This is a genomic window from Achromobacter sp. UMC46 (assembly GCF_014170335.1).
Classification (GTDB): domain Bacteria; phylum Pseudomonadota; class Gammaproteobacteria; order Burkholderiales; family Burkholderiaceae_B; genus Achromobacter.
In genome coordinates, this window is record NZ_LZZS01000014.1 from 175,496 (window position 1) to 192,810 (window position 17,315).

A 17,315-nucleotide genomic window follows, 5' to 3' on the forward strand; every position below is an offset into this window, starting at 1 on the left:
GTTGCGTTCCCTTATTCCGCCTGACTTCCCCCATGAAACTGCTCGAACCCATCGTCGCCTGGCATCAGGATATCTCCAAGATCCGCCGCGATATCCACGCGCATCCTGAATTGGCCTTCGAAGAATTCCGCACCGCCGACGTGGTCGCGGCCAAGCTCGAAGAATGGGGCATCGAAGTCGACCGCGGCCTGGGCGGCACCGGCGTCGTCGGCGTCATCCGCGGCAACCAGCCCGGCGACCGCGCCGTGGGCCTGCGCGCCGACATGGACGCGCTGCCCATGCAAGAGGTCAACACTTTCGCGCATGCCAGCAAGAACGAAGGCAAGATGCACGCCTGCGGCCACGACGGCCACACCGCCATGCTGCTGGCCGCGGCGCAGTACCTGGCGAAGCACCGCGATTACGCGGGCACCGTCTACGTGATCTTCCAGCCCGCCGAGGAAGGCGGCGGCGGCGCCAAGCGCATGATCGACGACGGCCTGTTCAAGCGCTTCCCGATGGAAGCGGTCTTCGGCATGCACAACTGGCCCGGCATGAAGCCCGGCCAGTTCGGCCTGACGCCCGGCCCCATCATGGCGTCCAGCAACGAATTCTCGATCGTGGTCAAGGGCAAGGGCACGCACGCCGGCATGCCCAATCTGGGCATCGACCCCGTCATGGCCGCCGTGCAGTTGGCGCAATCGCTGCAGACCATCATCACGCGCAACCGCAATCCGCTCGATGCGGCGGTGCTCAGCATCACGCAGATCCACGCCGGCAGCGCCGACAACGTCGTGCCCAACCACGCCGAGTTGCGCGGCACCGTGCGCACCTTCACGCTGGACGTGCTGGACCTGATCGAACGCCGTATGGAAGCGATCACGCGCCACACCTGCGCCGCCATGGATTGCGAAGTGGAATTCACGTTCCAGCGCAACTATCCGCCCACGATCAACCACGCCGAAGAAGCCGCGTTCTGTGCCGACGTGCTGCGCGACATCGTGGGCGAAGCCAACGTCAACGACCACGTGCAACCCACGATGGGCGCGGAAGACTTCGCGTTCATGCTGCAGGAACTGCCCGGCTGCTACGTCTGGATCGGCAACGGCACGGGCGACCACCGCGACAGCGGCCACGGCCTGGGCCCTTGCATGCTGCACAACGGCAGCTACGACTTCAACGACGAATTGCTGCCCCTGGGCGGCACGTACTGGGTCCAGCTGGCGCTCAAGCGCCTGGCCAAGGCCTGACGCCTCCTACCCGCCGTCCGCCGCCCCGACCGCCAGGCACATCGCCAGGAAGCGGCCCGTGGCGCGGGCGGCGGCGTCCGCATGCGGCACCAGGATGCTCAGCGTCCGTGTCAGGGGCTTGGGCAACAGGCGCAATGCCGCCAACGCCCCGTCCTCGTGCCGCATCGACATGACCGACACGAACCCCACCCCCAAGCCGGCGCGCACCGCCTGCTTCACGCCTTCCACGCCCGCCAGCTCCAGCCCCACCGACGGCGTCAGCCCGGCATCCGCAAACGCGCGCTCGACCAGCCTGCGCACGCCCGACCCGGGCTCGCGCATGACCAGGGGAGACGCGGCAAGATCCCGCAACGTCACCGCCCCCTTGCCCGCCAGCGTGTGGTCGGCCCGCACGATCGCGACGACCTCGTCCTGCCGCCAGGCATGTACCGCGGTGTCCGCCGGCAGCCCAGTGGGCACGTCGCCTTCAATAAAGGCCAGGTCCAGCGCAGGCAGCCGTTCAACGATTTCCCGCGTGTTGCCATCCGACAGGTGCAGGCTGACCGCTGGGAAGGCATGGCGGAAATCCGCCACCAGGCGCGGCAACAGGTAGCTGGCGGGGGTGGTGCTGGCGCCCAGGCGCAACGCGCCCGTCTCCAGTCCGCGCCAGGTTTCGCGCACGGCCTGCGCCTGGCGGTACACCTGCCGCAGTTGCCGGGCCTGTTCGGCCAGGCGCTCGCCGGCCTCGGTCAGCGCGATGCCGTGGCCGCTGCGCCGGTACAGGGGTTCGCCGAACCATTCCTGCAGCATGCGCAGTTGGCCCGACACCGCGGGTTGGGACAAATGCAGCACCTGCGCGGCGCGGCTGATGTTGCCGGTATCGGCGACGCAGGCAAAGGTCAGCAACTGGTCCGGAGTCATGGCAGCCTTAATATCAGAATTTCTGATAGTACATATCGAAAATAAAGATTTTTCAAATAGTATGCCGAGATCTAATATTTCGTGTAGTTATTTAGATATGCCCCAAGGGCCCGTCATGAGCACCTCTTCCAGCACTACCGCCCCCCTCCCGGCCACCGCGCCCCCCGCCTCGGCGGCTCCCGCTACGGCTCCCGCTACGGCGCCCGCTACGGCGCCCGCTACGGCCGCCGCGGCCACCGCCACGCCCTGGCGCGACAAGCTCAACGGCGTGCTGTTCGTCGGCCTGATGGCGGGCGCGGTGATGCAACTGGCCGACTTGCCCGTCATTCGCCAACTGGGCTTTTCGCCGCTGGTGGTGGGCATCGTCTGCGGCATGCTCTACGGCAACTTCCTGCGCGGCACGATGCCGGCGGATTGGGGCGTCGGCGTGAATTTCACCGCGCGGCGCCTGCTGCGCATCGCCGTGGCCTTTTATGGCTTGAACATCAGCATCCAGCAGATCGCGGCGGTGGGCCTGCCCGGACTGGCCGTCTCCGTCGCCGTCGTGCTGGGCACGCTGCTGATCGGCACTGTCGTGGGGCAACGCGTGCTGGGCCTGGACCGCGACACCGCCATGCTGACCGCGGCAGGCAGCGCGATCTGCGGCGCGGCCGCCGTACTGGCGTTCGAACCCACGCTGCGGGCCGCCCCGCACAAAAGCGCCGTCGCCGTCGCGACCGTGGTGCTGTTCGGCACCCTGTCCATGTTCCTGTACCCCATTCTCTACCACGCAGGCTGGTTGAATTTCGATACCCAGGCGCTGGGCATCTATATCGGCGGCACCATCCACGAAGTGGCGCAGGTCGTCGGCGCCGCCAGCAATATCGACCCCGCCACCACCGAAGTCGCCACCATCGTCAAGATGACCCGCGTTGCGCTGCTGGTGCCGGTACTGCTGGTCCTGGGCATGTACCTGCGCAGCGCCGCCAGCCAGGCCGGCGGCCAGGCCAAGGGCGCCAAGCTGCCCATTCCCTGGTTCGCGGTCGGGTTCCTGGTACTGGCGATCATCAACTCGCTGAACATCATCCCCGCCGACGCCATCGCCGCCGTCCGCCGCCTGGACGTCTTTGCCCTGACCATGGCCATGACGGCGCTGGGCATCGAAACCCGCTTCGCCCAGATCAAGAAAGCCGGCCCCCGCGTGATGGCCCTGGGCTTCATTCTGTATGCCTGGCTGTTGGTTGGCGGCTACGGTATCGTGAAGTTGGCGACCTGATCGCCGGCCCGCCGCGGCAATGCGCCGCGGCGGGCTCTGCCGCGCACGCCGCTGTCTCGTTTTTCCTGCATAATCGGCTGGTTCCCTTGCTTTGGAGTCGGCCGCATGACCTCCAGCACCAAAACCCCGTTTACGACTCTGCCCGCCCATCGCGACCCGGTATTGCGCGTCATGCCGATGCCGGCGGATGCGAACATCCACGGGGACGTCTTTGGCGGCTGGATCATGGCCCAGGTCGACATCGCCGGATCGATCCCCGCCGCCCGCCGCGCCGCCGGCCGTGTGGCGACCGTCGCGGTCAATGCCTTCCAATTCAAAGAGCCCGTGTTCGTGGGCGACCTTCTCAGCTTCTACGCATCCATTGCCAAGACCGGCACGACGTCGGTCACGGTGTCGGTCGAGGTCTACGCCGAACGCCAGCGCCTGGACGCCGAAGTCGTCAAGGTCACTGAGGCCACGCTGACCTACGTCGCCACCGACGAAGCGCGGCGCAGCCGCCCCCTTCCCACTCTTTGAGCCGTAACGCATGACGCAGTCCGCCGCCGCGCAGAAACCGCCCGCGACGCCCCGCCGCCTCGACCCGGAAGACGCTCAGACCGCGTTGGCCGAGGTGCAGGAACGCCTGCGCCGCCAGCAGTTGGTCGCCGACCTGGTGCATCGCCAGGAAGAAGGCGATGCCAAGGCCACCCTGGTCGAAGACCTGGTGCACCGCCAGCACGAGGCCGAACTCAAGACACTGCTCGACGGCCTGCATCCGGCTGACATCGCCTTCATCCTGGAATCGTTGCCCAAGGACGAACGCCAGACCATCTGGAAGCTGGTCAGCCCCGAGCACGACGCGGACGTGCTGCTTGAAGTCGAAGACTGGGTGCGGGAATCGCTGATCGAAGCGATGGACCGCCAGGACCTGGTCGCCGCGACCGGCAACATGGACGCCGACGAGCTGGCCGACCTGGCGCCCGACCTGCCGCCCGACGTGGTGGCCGAAGTGCAAAAGGGCCTGACCGAAGAAGAACGCGCGCAGTTGCTGGAGGCCATGGGCTATCCGGAAGACAGCGTGGGCGCGATCATGGACTTCGAGATGGTCCGGGTGCGCGAGGACGTCACGCTGGAAGTGGTGTTGCGCTATTTGCGCCGCCTGCACGAACTGCCCGACCACACGGACCAGATCTTCGTGGTGGACCGCCAGGACAAGCTGCAAGGCATCCTGCCGCTGTCGCGCCTGTTGGTCAGCGAACCCGAAACCGAAGTGCGCGCCGTCATGAATTCGGATTTCCTGGCGCTCAATCCGCTGGATTCCGACGCCGACGCCGCCGGCGCGTTCGAACGCTACGACCTGGTGTCCGCCCCCGTCATGGACGACCAGGGCCGCCTGATCGGCCGCGTCACCATCGCCGACGTCGTGGACGTGATGCGCGAAGACTCGCAGGAACAGGCGCTGTCGCGTGCCGGTCTGCAAGAAGAAGACATCTTCGCGCCCGTCAGCACCGCCTTGCGCAACCGCGCCCCCTGGCTGCTGCTGAACCTCTGTACCGCCGCCACGGCCTCTTTCGTGGCATCCCAGTTCGAAGGCACGGTCAGCCACATCGTGATCCTGGCGTTCCTGATGTCGATCGTCGCCGGCATCGGCGGCAATTCGGGCAACCAGACCATGACGCTCATCATCCGGGCGCTGGCCATGGGCCGGATCACCGGGCGCAACCTGTGGCAGCTGGTCAAGCGCGAACTGTTCGTGACGTTGCTGGTGGGGCTGTGCGGCAGCCTGGTGGCCGCCCTGTTCGCCTGGGTCATCTCGCATTCGATCTCGATCGCGCTGGTCATGATGGCGGCGATGATCTGCAACATGCTGGTCGGCGCCTCGGTCGGCGTGCTGGTGCCGATGGTGCGCGCCCGCTTCGGCAAGGATCCGGCGATGGGTTCGTCGGTACTGCTGACCTTCGCCACTGACTCGCTGGGCTTCTTCATCTTCCTGGGCCTGGCCACGTTCTTCCTCTTGTAGGCTCGCCGCAACAGTCACTAAATGTCTTGTCTGTCTGCCCCACCCTTCTCCGTGGGCAGGCAAGGCGAATGCCATTCCATGACAGACAAGTGACAGGGAAAATACAGGTGGCGCCATGTAAAGTCATGGAACCGTCATCCTTTCCCCTAGCACCCGCAATGACCGCCAAACTCCGGGCAGCGCTCTTTTTGCTGCTGCTCTCGACTTTCGCCGCCACCGCGCAAGCCTGTGAATCGCTGCCCTCGTGGGCGCAGTCGGCCTGCAACCGCCTGGACCAGATCTGGACCGAAGGCGGCCACGACCTCTACGTGAGCGGCTACTCGTGGCACAACCGGGCCACCTACAGCCCCGAAAAGATCGCCAGCTTCAATGAACTGGCTTGGGGCGGCGGCTACGGCCGCAGCATCTACGACGAAGACGGGGACTGGCAGGGCCTGTACGCCATGGCGTTCCTGGATTCGCACAGCAAAGTCGAACCCGTCGCCGGCTATGGCTTCCTGAAGATCGGGCAGGTCAGCGAGAACTTCCGCCTGGGCGCAGGCTACACCGTCTTCCTGACGGCGCGCCACGACATCATGAGCTATGTGCCGTTCCCGGGGATCCTGCCGCTGGTGGGCGCCGGCTACAAGAACGCCATGCTCTACGCGACCTACATCCCCGGCGCGTCCGGCGCGGGCAACGTGTTGTTCGTCTTCGGCCGCTGGCACTTCTAGGGCGCGGGGCCGCCGCTTAGAACGCCTGGCCCAATTTGCGGACCAGGTCGCCCAGGCGCCAATCGTCGATGCCATGGGCGCGCAGCGCGCGTTCGGTTTCCACCACGTAGTCCAGGCAAGGCCCGGAGTGCCCCACGGCGTTGCGCACGGAGGCCAGCAGACGGTCGTCGCTAAGGTCGGCGGCGTACTCCTGGCAGGTACGGTTCAACAGGAAGACCAGGCCCTGCACGGGCGCAGCCTCGGTGTGGCAGGTCAGCCAACGGGGGGTATAGGCGCCGGTCACCATTTCGCGGCGCCATAGCGCCTGGAACACCGTCGGCACATCGCTCGCCGCGATCTGGAACGCCACGCCACGGCAGCATCCGCCGCGGTTCAGCCCGAACACCAGGCCGGGATTGTCCGGCGACCCGCGATGGTCGTGCGACCACAGGCAGAGCGACCGGTGATAGCCGCGCACGGTCGCCAGGCGGCGCTCGCGCCACGCGAAACCGGGATGCCAGATCAGGGATCCATAAGCGAACACCCACAGGTCGTCCACGCCGTTCCATCCGGCCAGCAGATCGTCCACCGACAGCGCTTGCCGCGCTTTTGCCAGACCGGCACAGCCGGCGGGTACTGCCAACGACATAGGGTCCTCTGATATCCCGATTCATTCCCTAGCAGGAATGAGCGATATCCTACGCCGACCGGCACGCAAAAGAATTGCGAGATTGGCCCTTCGCAACACGCCGAAAGAAATTTGCATCCGCCGCGACCCGTGTGCGCGGAAAAAATTTGCGCGCCGGCGGTCAGACCGCGTCCAGCGGCAATTCCGTGGTGCTTTTGATGATTTCCATCGAGAAGCTGGCGCTGACGTCCAGCAGGTCCACCGCGCCGATCAGGCGGCGGTAGAAGCGGTCATAGGCCGCCATGTCCTCGACCACGACTTTCAGCAGGTAATCGATATCGCCCGCCATCCGGTGGAACTCCACCACGTTGGGCAACGCCATGACGGCGTTGATCAGGCTCTGCGTCCATTTTTCGTTGTGCTGGCTGGTCTTGATGGACACGAAGACCGTCAGGTTCAAGCCCAGCGCGCGCGGGTCCAGCAGGATGGCGTTGCGGGCGATGACGCCGTCGTCCTTCAGCTTCTGGATGCGGCGCCAGCACGGCGTGACGGACAGGTTCACCTGTTCGGCGATTTCGGCGACCGAACAGGTGGCGTCCTTCTGCAGCAACGCCAATATCTTGATGTCGGTCTGATCCATGGTTTCCTCGACGCGGTGGGTGCCAATCTTGCCTGCTGCGCCTGCCGGCGTCCAGCAGCGGCTGCCCGCAACTGGCCTGCCCGGGATCAATACGTGCCCGGATAGCCCCCGCCATCGATCAGGAGGCTCTGCGCGGTCATGTAGCCGGAATGCGCGGAACAGAGATAGGCGCACAACGCCCCGATCTCTTCGGGCTGCCCGTAGCGGCCCGCCGGATTCGCGCGCCCACGCTCGTCCCAAAGCTGGTCGAACGTCTTGCCGCCGGATTGCTCGACCATGCCCTGGATATGCCGGACCTGCGCGTCCGTGGCGAAGGCACCCGGCAGCAGGTTGTTGATGGTGACGTTGTGCCGCACGGTCTGGCGGGCCAGGCCGCCTACGAAACCGATCAGGCCCGACCGCGCGCCGTTGGACAGACCCAGCTCGGCATGCGGCGCCTTCACGCTGCGCGACACGATGTTCACGATGCGGCCGAAGCGCCGTTCGATCATGCCGTCGACCACGCGCCGGATCATGTCGATCGGCCCCAACATCATGGCGTCCAGCGACGCGATCCAGTCCTCGCGTGTCCAGTCCCGGAAGTCGCCGGGCAAAGGGCCGTCGGCATTGTTGATCAGGATGTCGGGATGCGGGCAGGCGGCGATCGCCGCGTCCCGGCCCTGCGGCTGGGTCAGGTCGGCCGACACCCAGCCCACGCCGATGCCGGTTTCCCGCGAGATCTCGGCGGCGGCCTGCTCCAGCGTTCGCGGGTTGCGGGCCGCGATGGTCACCGCCACCCCTTCACGCGCCAGTTGCAACGCGCAGGCCCGGCCCATGCCGCGGCTGCCGCCAAAGACCAATGCCGTTTTGCCGCTGATCCCCAGGTCCATCCCGACTCTCCCGTTGAAGGCGACGGCGCCCGTCCCGGCCCCCTATGGGCCCGCTACGCCGACGCGGACCAGTATAGGAGCGCCCGCGGCCGGCTGGAACGGGATTTTTCCCTGATCCCCGTCGATCAGCCCATCCACTGGCTGACCGGCGCGGCCGCGTCCTGCAGGGGCTGCGCCACCACGTCGATCAGCGCCGGGCCGTCATGCTCCATGGCGGCCTTGATGGCGGCGTCCAGCTTCGCCGGGTCCTCCACGCGCCAGGCCTTCACGCCATAGGCTTCGGCGATGCGGGCATGGTCGGTGCGGTTGAAGTCCACGCTGTAGTAGCGCTGGTCGTAGCCCGCCTTCTGGCTGGCCTTGATCCAGCCATAGACCGAATTCGAAAACACGATCAGCAACAACGGCGCCTTGTGCCGCACGATGGTTTCCAGTTCGCCCACCGTAAAGCCGAAGCTGCCGTCGCCCATCACCGACACGCACTTGGATTGCGGCCGGCCGACCCAAGCGCCCAGCGCGGCCGACATCGAAAAGCCCAATGCGCCGTGCGCGCGGTTGGTGATGAAGTGCCGGCCAGGGCGCGACACGTCGTAATAGGCCGAAAAATACGGGCAAGGCGTGCCGGGGTCCGCGCACACCACGGCGTCGTCGGGCAACAGGCGGTTCAGCGACTGCACCACGCGTTCGGGGCGGATCGGCGCCTCCAGGCTATTGGCCAGCGGCTCCAGCTGCGCCAGGCGCGCGGCCTTGGCGCGTCCGGCCAGCACGGCGCCGTCGACCGCATCGGAATTCCGGTGCGCAAGACGGGCCTGCACTTCGGCGCCCAGCGCTTCCAGCGCCAGCTTGGCGTCGCCCACCAGGCCGACTTCGGTCAGGTAATTGGCGCCGATCACCATCGGATCGATGTCGATGTGCAGGATGGGCACGTCGCGGTTGGGGAAGCGCCAGTGCTCGGTCGACGTCGACCCGGCGCGGCAGCCCACGAACAGCACCGCGTCGGCAGCGGCCACCACGTCGCGCGTAGCCATCACGCCGCCGTTCGAACCCACCACGCCGGCATTCAGCGGGTGCGTGTCCGCCAGGCTGCCCTGTCCGCTGACCGTCACGCAAACGGCCGCTTTCAGCGTTTCGGCCAAGATCTGCAAGGCGTCGCTGGCGCCGGCGATGACGACTCCGCCGCCGCAGATGATCACCGGCGCGCGTGCGCCGATCAGGCGCTGCGCGGCACGGGCCACGTCCGCGGGATCAGGCGCGAAGCGCATGGACGGGAACTGGCCGTGCTCGGGCTGCGCCCAGACGTCGGACGCGTCCACTTGCTGCTTCATCACGTCATACGGGAAGCACAGGTGCGCCGAACCGGGCTTGCCGGTCGTCATGGCGCGGAACGCCGCGCGCACCATGCCCGGAATCTGATCCGCCCGGTCAATCGTGCGGTTCCACTTCGTCAGGGGACGGTACAGCGCTTCCTGGTCCAGTTCCGTCAACGGGTACTTGCCGCGCGAACCCACCGCCACGTCGGACGTGATGCCCAGCACGGGAATCGACGATTCGTTGGCTTCGACCAGACCCGGCAGCAGATAGGTCGCGCCGCCGCCGCTGGGGCCTTCGCAGACGCCGACCTTGCCGGTCACGCGGGCATAGGCGTCGGCCATGTAGCCGGCGCTGCGCTCGTCGCGCGTCAGGATGTGCTGCATGCCGTGGTCCAGGCGGTACAGCGCGTCATAGAACGGCAGGCTGGTGTCGCCGCACAGGCCAAAAATATGTTTGACGCCGTTGTGCTGCAGCATCCGCACCATGGCTTCGGCGCCGGTCAGGTTTTCCATGTCATCTCCACGTGTATCGTGGACGGGACCGGGCGGCATGCCGCCCGGCCGTCCGCCACTCAGTTATCCAGATTGATGTTGCTGCTCTTGATGAAGGCGCTCCAGCGGTCGTACTCCGACTTCACGTACGCATCCAGCGCGGGGCCGTCAGACGCCACGATCTCGAAGCCCGCCTCGGTGACCTTCTTCTTGATGTCGGGATCGGCCAGCACGGCCTTGAAGTCGGCGGTCAGCTTCTTCACCGTCGCCTCGGGCGTGCCCTTCGGCGCGAACATGCCGCTCCACGAATAGGCGACGAAGCCCGGGAATCCGGACTCGGCCACCGTCGGCACATTCGGCAGTTCCGGCAGGCGCTTTTCGCCCGCCACGGCCAGCGGCTTGATCTTGCCGGCCTGGATCTGGCCGCGCAGCGCCGCGAAACTCAGCCAGGTCATGTTGGCCTGCCCGCCCACCACGGCCTGGATGGCCGGCCCGCCGCCGCCATACGGCACATGCAGCAGTTCCACCTTCGACAGCCGCTTGAGCTCTTCCGGCGCCAGGTGGTTCAGCGAACCGACGCCCGTGGATGCATAGTTGAATTTGTTCGGCGACTCTTTGGCGGCAGCCGCCAGGAACTCCTTCAGGTCATCCCCAGGCACGCCGGGATTCGCGCCGATCACCAGCGGAAACCGCACCGTCTGCGAAATCGCCACGAAATCCTTGAACGTGTCGTAAGGCAGCTTGGGCTTCACGGCGGGATTGATGCCGTGGTTGTCGAAGCTGACCAGCAGCGTGTTGCCGTCGGGTTCGGCCCGGGCCACGAATGCCGTGGCGATCTGGCTGGCCGCGCCCGGACGGTTTTCCACCACCACCGCGCGTCCGCCCAGTTGCTGCGACAGGCGCGGCTGCAAGATACGCGCCAGGATGTCGGTGCTGCCGCCCGGCGGGTACGGCACCACCAGGATCAGTGGCCGTTCTTCGGCGGCGGCGGGTGCGGCGATCATGGCGCCCCCGGCTGCGGCCGTCGCGCATAGCGCCGCCAGTACCCGCTTCATCGTGTGAGTCATTGTTTTTCCCCTGCTGTCGTGGTGTTGGCCGGCGCTGCCTTGACGGGTTCGGCCTGGTCCCGCATGTAAATCGTTGAAAAGCCCGTGCGGATCACGTCGGTGATCTGGTCCAGCCGACGGCCGATATGCGTGCCCATCAACCCGGGCAAGGCATCGATGTCGCGCTGCTCCAGCGCCTGCACGATGCGCAGGTGCTCGCCCTGGGTGTGGCCGCGCCGGCCCTGCTGCATGTCGATCCAGCGCACGAAGTGGATGCGGGCGTTGACGCTTTCCAACGCACGCACGAACTCTTCATTGCGCGACAAGCGGGCAAGCTGCAGGTGGAAGGCTTCGTCCAGTTCCAGCAGACGGGTCGCATCGCTGTCTTCGGGCACATCCCGGGACCGTTCGACAAACTGGCGCAAATTGGCCAGTTCCTCATCGCTTGCGCGTTCGCAAGCCGCACGCACGATGCCTGCCTCCAGTACCGCGCGGTATTCGTACAGGCTGTGGATCTGCTTGGCGTCCAGCAAGCGGGCGATGAAGCCCCGGTTGACCGACCGGGTCAGAAATCCCTCCACCATCAACTGGTTCAGCACCTCGCGCAGCGGTGTGCGGCTGACATTCAGGCGCCGCGCCAGTTCGACCTCGTTGATGCGTTCGCCCGGCTTGAAGTCATAGCGCACCGCCATCGCCTTGACCGCGCCGTACAGCTCGGCCTGGCCGGCGGAGGTGCGGGCGGCGGGTCGGATGGCTGAAGGGGTTTGCGTCATGCCGGAGGAAGTTCTTCAGGGAAGATGAAGTGCATACTAAAGTGCATACACTTTGCCCGACAACCCGGGTTTGCCCGGACGTGCGCGGGCAAACGCCCACCATCATCGCAAGAAGATCAAGCCAAAGGAAAAATGAAAACGGGCCCCAGCGGGCCCGGATGAACGCTTGATAAGCCGGAATGAATTACAGGCCGGTATCCAGCGTGTAGTGCGCGCCGTCGCGATTTTCCAGCGTCAGCGTGGTCAGCACGGGCATTGCGGCTGCGGCATCCTGCTCTACGTGAATACGCAGATTGGCCAGCGGCACATCCCAGCCGCCGGTAGCGGCTTCAGCCGTGACGTCGGCCACCAAGGCCAGGCGCTCGGCCACGGCCCGCGCATCCGCCGAGCGGGCGCCAATGCGCAGCAGGCTGCGCGCGCCGTTGGGGTGCGCCATCAAATCAGGCGACCACACGCACTCGGGCGTCAGGTGGCGGCAGAAGTACATGCGGATGCCGGGCAAGGGCTGCTCGGCAAAACGCACGGTATGGAAACGGGCCTGCACTTCCTGGCCGTCCAGCATGGCCGGACGCGTCAGTTCCTGCACGGGGTTCACGGCAAACCCCGCCGCCTTCAACCGTTCATAGGTGGCTTCGGCGTCATAGGTGCGGAACACCAGCGCTTCCAGCCCGAACGGCGAATCGGCGATTTCCTTTCGGGCAGGTGGCGCCCCCGGGGGCCAGCCCAGCAGTTCGACATACGTGCCTTCCAGCACGATCAGCCGATTGCACGACCCCAGGTTATGCACCGCCTTGTCGCTCAGGTGAAAGCCCTGGCGCTCAAAATGCGGCGCCAGCGCATCCAGCCGGTCGCGCACCATCACGACGGCATGGTCGAATTCGGTACGGCCGACAGAATGCAGCATGGCGTTATCCCCGGGTCAGACCAGCTTGCCGTGGCACTGCTTGTACTTCTTGCCGCTGCCGCACGGGCACGGGTCGTTGCGGCCGACCTTCGGCAACGCATTGCGCACCGGCTGCGCACCCTCTTCCGAATCCGTTTGAGCCAACGCTTCGTCGTAGTCGGAGTGATGGTATTGCACGTTCTGCACATGCGGCTGGGCGGCTTCGGCTTCGGCCTGTTCGACCTGCTCCGAGGACTGCACGCGCACCGTCATCAGCACGCGCACGACGTCGTCGCGGATGCGGTCCAGCATGCCCGAGAACAGTTCGAAGGCTTCGCGCTTGTATTCCTGCTTGGGGTTCTTCTGCGCATAGCCGCGCAGATGGATGCCCTGACGCAGGTAATCCAGCGCCGACAGATGCTCGCGCCAGTGCGTGTCGATCGCTTGCAGCATGATCGAACGCTCGAACTGCGACCACGATTCCGTCCCCACCTGGTCGACCTTGGCCTGGTAGGCGTCGCGGGCCGCAGCCACCACGCGCTCGCGCAGGTCTTCGTCGGTCAGGCTGGTTTCTTTTTCCAGCATCTCGGTCAGCGGCAGATGCAGTTGCCAGTCGGCTTCCAGCGCCTTCTGCAGCGCCGGCACGTCCCACTGCTCTTCCACCGATTCCGGCGGCACGTAGGTGTTGAAGAGCTCGGTCACGGCGGCGTCGCGCAGGTTCTGCACGGTGGCGCTCACGCTGGCGGCTTCCAGCACGTCGTTGCGCTGCGAGTACAGCACCTTGCGCTGGTCGTTGGCCACGTCGTCGTATTCCAGCAATTGCTTGCGGATGTCGAAGTTGCGGCCTTCCACCTTGCGCTGCGCGGTTTCGATCGAACGCGTCACCATGCCCGCCTCGATGGGCTCGCCTTCCGGCAGCTTCAGGCGTTCCATGATGGCGCGCACGCGGTCGCCCGCGAAGATACGCATCAGCGAGTCTTCCAGCGACAGGTAGAAGCGGGACGAGCCCGGGTCGCCCTGGCGGCCGGCACGGCCGCGCAGCTGGTTGTCGATACGGCGCGATTCGTGGCGCTCGGTGCCGATGATGCGCAGGCCGCCAGCGGCCTTGACCTGCTCGTTCAGCGGCTTCCATTCAGCACGCACCTTCTCGATGCGCGCGGTCTTTTCGGCTTCCGACAGCGATTCGTCGGCACGGATCAGGTCGACCTGCTTGTCGACGCTGCCGCCCAGCACGATGTCGGTGCCGCGGCCCGCCATGTTGGTGGCGATGGTGATGTGGCCCGGCTTGCCGGCTTCGGCGACGATCTCGGCCTCGCGGGCGTGCTGCTTGGCGTTCAGCACTTCGTGCGGCAGCTTGGCCTTCTTCAGGAGGCCCGACAGCAGCTCGGAGTTTTCGATGCTGGTGGTGCCCACCAGCACGGGCTGGCCGCGCTCGTGGCAATCGCGGATGTCTTCAAGGATCGCGTTGTACTTTTCCGGATCGGTCTTGAAGACCTGATCGTTCTGGTCCTTGCGGATCATGGGCTTGTTGGTCGGGATGATGACCGTTTCAAGCCCGTAGATTTCCTGGAATTCGTACGCTTCCGTGTCGGCCGTACCGGTCATGCCGGACAGCTTTTCGTACATGCGGAAGTAGTTCTGGAACGTGATGGAAGCCAGCGTCTGGTTCTCGTGCTGGATCTTCACGCCTTCCTTGGCTTCGACCGCCTGGTGCAAGCCATCGGACCAGCGGCGGCCCACCATCAGGCGGCCCGTGAATTCGTCGACGATCACCACTTCGCCGTCCTGCACGACGTACTGCTGGTCGCGGAAGAACAGGTTGTTGGCGCGCAGGGCCACCATCAGGTGGTGCATCAGCGCGATATGGCGGGGGTCGTACAGCGACTCGCCCTCCGGCAGGATGCCCAGGCGGGCCAGGATCGCTTCGGCGTTCTCGTGCCCGGCTTCGGACAGGTAGACCTGCTGGCTCTTTTCGTCGACCCAGTAGTCGCCTTCGGGTTCCGGCTCCTGCGGCTTGGGTTCGCTGGCCATCCGCTTGAGCAGCGGCGGCACCGCGTTCATGCGGATGTAGAGCTCGGTGTGGTCTTCGGCCTGGCCGGAGATGATCAGCGGCGTGCGGGCTTCGTCGATCAGGATCGAGTCCACTTCGTCGACGATGGCGTAGAACAGCACGCGTTGGCGGCGGTCCTCAACACGGTATTCCATGTTGTCGCGCAGGTAGTCGAAGCCGAATTCGTTGTTGGTGCCGTACGTGATGTCGGCGGCGTAAGCGGCCTTCTTCTCGTCGTTGGGCTGCTGGGGCACCACCACGCCGGTCGTCATGCCCAGGAAATGGTACAGGCGTCCCATCCATTCAGCGTCGCGGCGGGCCAGGTAGTCGTTCACCGTCACGACGTGGACGCCCTTGCCGGCGACCGCGTTCAGGTAGACGGGCAAGGTCGCCATCAGCGTCTTGCCTTCCCCCGTGCGCATTTCGGCGATCTTGCCGTAATGCAGCGCGATACCGCCCAACAACTGGGAATCGAAGTGGCGCATGCCGAATACCCGCTTGCCGGCTTCGCGCACAACGGCGAACGCTTCGGGCAACAGGTCGTCCAGTGTCGTGCCCTGGGCGTATCGGGATCGGAATTCGTCCGTCTTGGCCGCCAGCTCCGCATCGGAAAGCGCGGAAATCTTGGGCTCTTGCCCATTGACCTGGGTTACCAGCTTGCGATACTGCTTAAGCAGCCGGTCGTTGCGGCTACCTATGAGTTTTTTGAGCAGAGAAACCATGCGTATGTCGGCCGCACGTGCCACGCCGCGCCTGCAAAGGGCCAGGGCAGCGTCACCCGTGACTTTGATGTTATTGGTTGAGCGGGGGTCCGCTGGGAAACGAACCAGTTTAACGCACCTGGAGCGTAATAGCCTGGATCTATGACCAGGGTGCTGTTGTTGTCCTGTTGGACCGGTCAGCGCGCCGCAGGTTCAGCGGCCGCCGCCTGCGCCACGGCAGGCGGGGCGTGCTGCTGCGACCCCAGGAACAAACGCGGGTCCAGCGGCTGCCCGGCCAGGCGGACTTCAAAGTGCAGGTGCGGGCCCGTCGAACGGCCCGAACTGCCCACGCGCGCCACTTGCTGACCGCGGTCAACCAATTGCCCCTGCTTGACCATCAGCGACGAGGCATGCGCATAGCGCGTGATCAGCCCATCGCCATGGTCAATCTCGACCATGTTGCCGAAACCCGGCTGGAACTTGGCTTCCAGCACCACGCCGCCCGAGGCAGCAAGGATCGGCGTGCCGGACGGGGCCGCGAAATCCAGCCCTTCATGCATGGCCGTGCGCCCCGTCACCGGGTTGCGGCGCCAGCCGTACGAAGAACTCAGATAGGGATAGTCGGTGATCGGCATGGCGGTGGGCATGCGCGCCTGGTCCGCCGACCGCTTGGTCAGCGCCGCGTCCAGCAGTTTCAGGTTGTCGGACTGCTGCGCCAGCCGGGCCTGGATTTCGTCCAGCTGGCGGCCCAGCGCTTCGGCCGACGCCGCGCTGGGCGGCGGGTGGTCGGTGAACAGGTCGTCCATGACCTGGGTGGCTTCGGGCTGGGTCAGCGCTTCGGGCTGCGCCAGCGCCAGCTGCTTGGCCAGTTCCGGGTCGGTGTAGGCCACGCCGGCGACCTTGGCCACGCGCTGCCCCAACCCGTCGATACTGACCAGTTTGGCCTGCAGGGCGCCCACTTTGGCGGCCAGCAGGTTCATGTTGCCACGCAGGAAATCAGTGTCCCGGCCCGGTTGCCCCGCCAGCGGCCAGCCCACCGTCTGTACGGTCGGCATGATCGGAGTAAGGTATCGTTGTAGCGCGGCGCCAAAGATGGCTGCCGTCATGAGCGCGGCCCCGAGAAACAACGCCAGCCGCGCGCCTCCCAGGGTGAAATGCCCGTCCCGCCCGTCGCGGGCGTGCATAATCACGATTTTCAAGGTTGCTTCCTAATTCTTTAGAGCCGGGATGAATAGACCTGCTTCAACCCGTCAACGTTCCGGTTCCAGCCGGCGGAAAGAAAATACCGCACTGGGATGGCTGGGTCATGACATGCGGGGCGCCGGGGTACTGGCGACTGCCCGCAAGCACTTGCAAATTCAGTATGCGGTGGCGGCGGTTCTGCCCGCCCCGCTGGGTGCTGTCTGCCAGGTGGGCAAACTGGAAAACCAGTGCCTGCATCTGGTGGTGCCCAGTGCCGCCCATGCCGCCAAGATGCGTCAATTGGCGCCGCGCATCGCGCGTGCTTTGGCCGACCAAGGCTGGAACCTTAACGAAATTGCCGTCAAGGTACAAGCGGGGTTACCGAAGCCCGGCGCCCGTCAGCCACGCCCTCCCAAAGAGGCGCAACCCTTGGGCGACAAGGCCCTGGGCGCGTTCGAGACGCTACGCGACAACCTGCGCCCCGGCCCGTTGGCCGACGCGGTCGCCAAGCTCTTGAGGCATCACAAGAGTAGCTGAAACAAACCGGACTTGTCCGGCGCCGGAGGCGCCCGGAAACGAAGCGAAACCAAGTTCTCGGGCGGATGGCCCGATGGTTTGCAACCGGATGGCGACTTTTGCTTGGGAGAGATGGCGGCCAGCGCCATCCTT

The 17,315-nt window shown here is 65.8% G+C and carries 16 protein-coding genes; 6 read left to right on the forward strand and 10 right to left on the reverse strand.

Translation table 11 applies throughout. The features are described 5' to 3' along the window. Positions 1-32 precede the first annotated feature (32 nt). Positions 33-1,229: a M20 aminoacylase family protein gene (locus tag A9973_RS14070; protein WP_183014374.1), complete on the forward strand. Its 1,197-nt coding sequence runs from the start codon at positions 33-35 to the stop codon at positions 1,227-1,229. Positions 1,230-1,235: 6 nt separating this feature from the next. On the opposite strand, the gene A9973_RS14075 is transcribed toward A9973_RS14070, so the two are convergent. After that, entirely contained in the window at positions 1,236-2,129 is an 894-nt protein-coding gene (locus A9973_RS14075; protein ID WP_183014375.1) for a LysR family transcriptional regulator, read from the reverse strand. A 115-nt stretch (positions 2,130-2,244) separates the two neighbouring features. Between A9973_RS14075 and A9973_RS14080 the strand changes: the two genes are divergently transcribed. From A9973_RS14080 to pagP, 4 genes are all read left to right on the forward strand, one after another. Continuing rightward, the gene (locus tag A9973_RS14080) at positions 2,245-3,384 is read left to right on the forward strand and encodes a YeiH family protein (protein ID WP_220805504.1); all 1,140 of its coding nucleotides are present in this window, start codon (positions 2,245-2,247) and stop codon (positions 3,382-3,384) included. A gap of 105 nt (positions 3,385-3,489) precedes the next feature. Continuing rightward, positions 3,490-3,900 (forward strand): acyl-CoA thioesterase, encoded by a 411-nt coding sequence (locus tag A9973_RS14085; protein ID WP_105555505.1) that lies wholly within the window; start codon positions 3,490-3,492, stop codon positions 3,898-3,900. A 10-nt stretch (positions 3,901-3,910) separates the two neighbouring features. Continuing rightward, positions 3,911-5,383, forward strand: a complete 1,473-nt coding sequence (gene mgtE, locus A9973_RS14090) for a magnesium transporter (protein ID WP_183014376.1) — start codon at positions 3,911-3,913, stop codon at positions 5,381-5,383. Between the two features lie 158 nt (positions 5,384-5,541). Continuing rightward, positions 5,542-6,096 (forward strand): lipid IV(A) palmitoyltransferase PagP, encoded by a 555-nt coding sequence (pagP, locus tag A9973_RS14095; protein ID WP_183014377.1) that lies wholly within the window; start codon positions 5,542-5,544, stop codon positions 6,094-6,096. Between the two features lie 16 nt (positions 6,097-6,112). Here pagP and A9973_RS14100 read toward each other — a convergent pair whose 3' ends face one another. From A9973_RS14100 to A9973_RS14140, 9 genes are all read right to left on the reverse strand, one after another. Next, complete coding sequence (locus A9973_RS14100) at positions 6,113-6,724, reverse strand: gamma-glutamylcyclotransferase (protein ID WP_183014378.1); 612 nt, start codon at positions 6,722-6,724, stop codon at positions 6,113-6,115. Positions 6,725-6,884: 160 nt separating this feature from the next. Next, a complete protein-coding gene (locus A9973_RS14105; protein ID WP_006226278.1) occupies positions 6,885-7,343 on the reverse strand; it encodes an Lrp/AsnC family transcriptional regulator in 459 nt (152 codons plus the stop codon). Between the two features lie 86 nt (positions 7,344-7,429). Next, positions 7,430-8,212, reverse strand: a complete 783-nt coding sequence (locus A9973_RS14110) for an SDR family oxidoreductase (protein ID WP_183014379.1) — start codon at positions 8,210-8,212, stop codon at positions 7,430-7,432. Positions 8,213-8,337: 125 nt separating this feature from the next. Continuing rightward, the gene (locus tag A9973_RS14115; protein WP_183014380.1) at positions 8,338-10,032 is read right to left on the reverse strand and encodes a thiamine pyrophosphate-binding protein; all 1,695 of its coding nucleotides are present in this window, start codon (positions 10,030-10,032) and stop codon (positions 8,338-8,340) included. A 59-nt stretch (positions 10,033-10,091) separates the two neighbouring features. Further along, on the reverse strand, positions 10,092-11,078 hold the full coding sequence (locus A9973_RS14120) for a tripartite tricarboxylate transporter substrate binding protein (RefSeq protein ID WP_183014381.1): 987 nt from the start codon (positions 11,076-11,078) through the stop codon (positions 10,092-10,094). After that, complete coding sequence (locus tag A9973_RS14125; RefSeq protein ID WP_183014382.1) at positions 11,075-11,830, reverse strand: GntR family transcriptional regulator; 756 nt, start codon at positions 11,828-11,830, stop codon at positions 11,075-11,077. Before A9973_RS14125 ends, A9973_RS14120 begins: the two co-directional genes overlap by 4 nt. Before the next feature lie 184 nt (positions 11,831-12,014). Continuing rightward, positions 12,015-12,734 (reverse strand): VOC family protein, encoded by a 720-nt coding sequence (locus A9973_RS14130; RefSeq protein ID WP_183014383.1) that lies wholly within the window; start codon positions 12,732-12,734, stop codon positions 12,015-12,017. 15 nt (positions 12,735-12,749) lie between these two features. Beyond that, positions 12,750-15,485: a preprotein translocase subunit SecA gene (secA, locus tag A9973_RS14135; protein WP_183014384.1), complete on the reverse strand. Its 2,736-nt coding sequence runs from the start codon at positions 15,483-15,485 to the stop codon at positions 12,750-12,752. A 176-nt stretch (positions 15,486-15,661) separates the two neighbouring features. After that, a complete protein-coding gene (locus A9973_RS14140; protein ID WP_183014403.1) occupies positions 15,662-16,648 on the reverse strand; it encodes a M23 family metallopeptidase in 987 nt (328 codons plus the stop codon). A gap of 127 nt (positions 16,649-16,775) precedes the next feature. Between A9973_RS14140 and A9973_RS14145 the strand changes: the two genes are divergently transcribed. Further along, on the forward strand, positions 16,776-17,183 hold the full coding sequence (locus A9973_RS14145) for a DciA family protein (protein ID WP_183014404.1): 408 nt from the start codon (positions 16,776-16,778) through the stop codon (positions 17,181-17,183). Positions 17,184-17,315: the final 132 nt, after the last annotated feature.

What these genes read in the sequence shown, in the direction of transcription:
- A9973_RS14105 (WP_006226278.1), bottom strand. Translation starts at nt 7,343, where the DNA reads ATGGATCAGACCGACATCAAGATATTGGCGTTGCTGCAGAAGGACGCC.
- mgtE (WP_183014376.1), top strand. Translation starts at nt 3,911, where the DNA reads ATGACGCAGTCCGCCGCCGCGCAGAAACCGCCCGCGACGCCCCGCCGC.
- pagP (WP_183014377.1), top strand. Translation starts at nt 5,542, where the DNA reads ATGACCGCCAAACTCCGGGCAGCGCTCTTTTTGCTGCTGCTCTCGACT.
- A9973_RS14130 (WP_183014383.1), bottom strand. Translation starts at nt 12,734, where the DNA reads ATGCTGCATTCTGTCGGCCGTACCGAATTCGACCATGCCGTCGTGATG.
- A9973_RS14140 (WP_183014403.1), bottom strand. Translation starts at nt 16,648, where the DNA reads ATGCACGCCCGCGACGGGCGGGACGGGCATTTCACCCTGGGAGGCGCG.
- A9973_RS14085 (WP_105555505.1), top strand. Translation starts at nt 3,490, where the DNA reads ATGACCTCCAGCACCAAAACCCCGTTTACGACTCTGCCCGCCCATCGC.
- A9973_RS14120 (WP_183014381.1), bottom strand. Translation starts at nt 11,078, where the DNA reads ATGACTCACACGATGAAGCGGGTACTGGCGGCGCTATGCGCGACGGCC.
- A9973_RS14110 (WP_183014379.1), bottom strand. Translation starts at nt 8,212, where the DNA reads ATGGACCTGGGGATCAGCGGCAAAACGGCATTGGTCTTTGGCGGCAGC.
- A9973_RS14115 (WP_183014380.1), bottom strand. Translation starts at nt 10,032, where the DNA reads ATGGAAAACCTGACCGGCGCCGAAGCCATGGTGCGGATGCTGCAGCAC.
- secA (WP_183014384.1), bottom strand. Translation starts at nt 15,485, where the DNA reads ATGGTTTCTCTGCTCAAAAAACTCATAGGTAGCCGCAACGACCGGCTG.
- A9973_RS14075 (WP_183014375.1), bottom strand. Translation starts at nt 2,129, where the DNA reads ATGACTCCGGACCAGTTGCTGACCTTTGCCTGCGTCGCCGATACCGGC.
- A9973_RS14145 (WP_183014404.1), top strand. Translation starts at nt 16,776, where the DNA reads ATGCGGGGCGCCGGGGTACTGGCGACTGCCCGCAAGCACTTGCAAATT.
- A9973_RS14100 (WP_183014378.1), bottom strand. Translation starts at nt 6,724, where the DNA reads ATGTCGTTGGCAGTACCCGCCGGCTGTGCCGGTCTGGCAAAAGCGCGG.
- A9973_RS14080 (WP_220805504.1), top strand. Translation starts at nt 2,245, where the DNA reads ATGAGCACCTCTTCCAGCACTACCGCCCCCCTCCCGGCCACCGCGCCC.
- A9973_RS14070 (WP_183014374.1), top strand. Translation starts at nt 33, where the DNA reads ATGAAACTGCTCGAACCCATCGTCGCCTGGCATCAGGATATCTCCAAG.
- A9973_RS14125 (WP_183014382.1), bottom strand. Translation starts at nt 11,830, where the DNA reads ATGACGCAAACCCCTTCAGCCATCCGACCCGCCGCCCGCACCTCCGCC.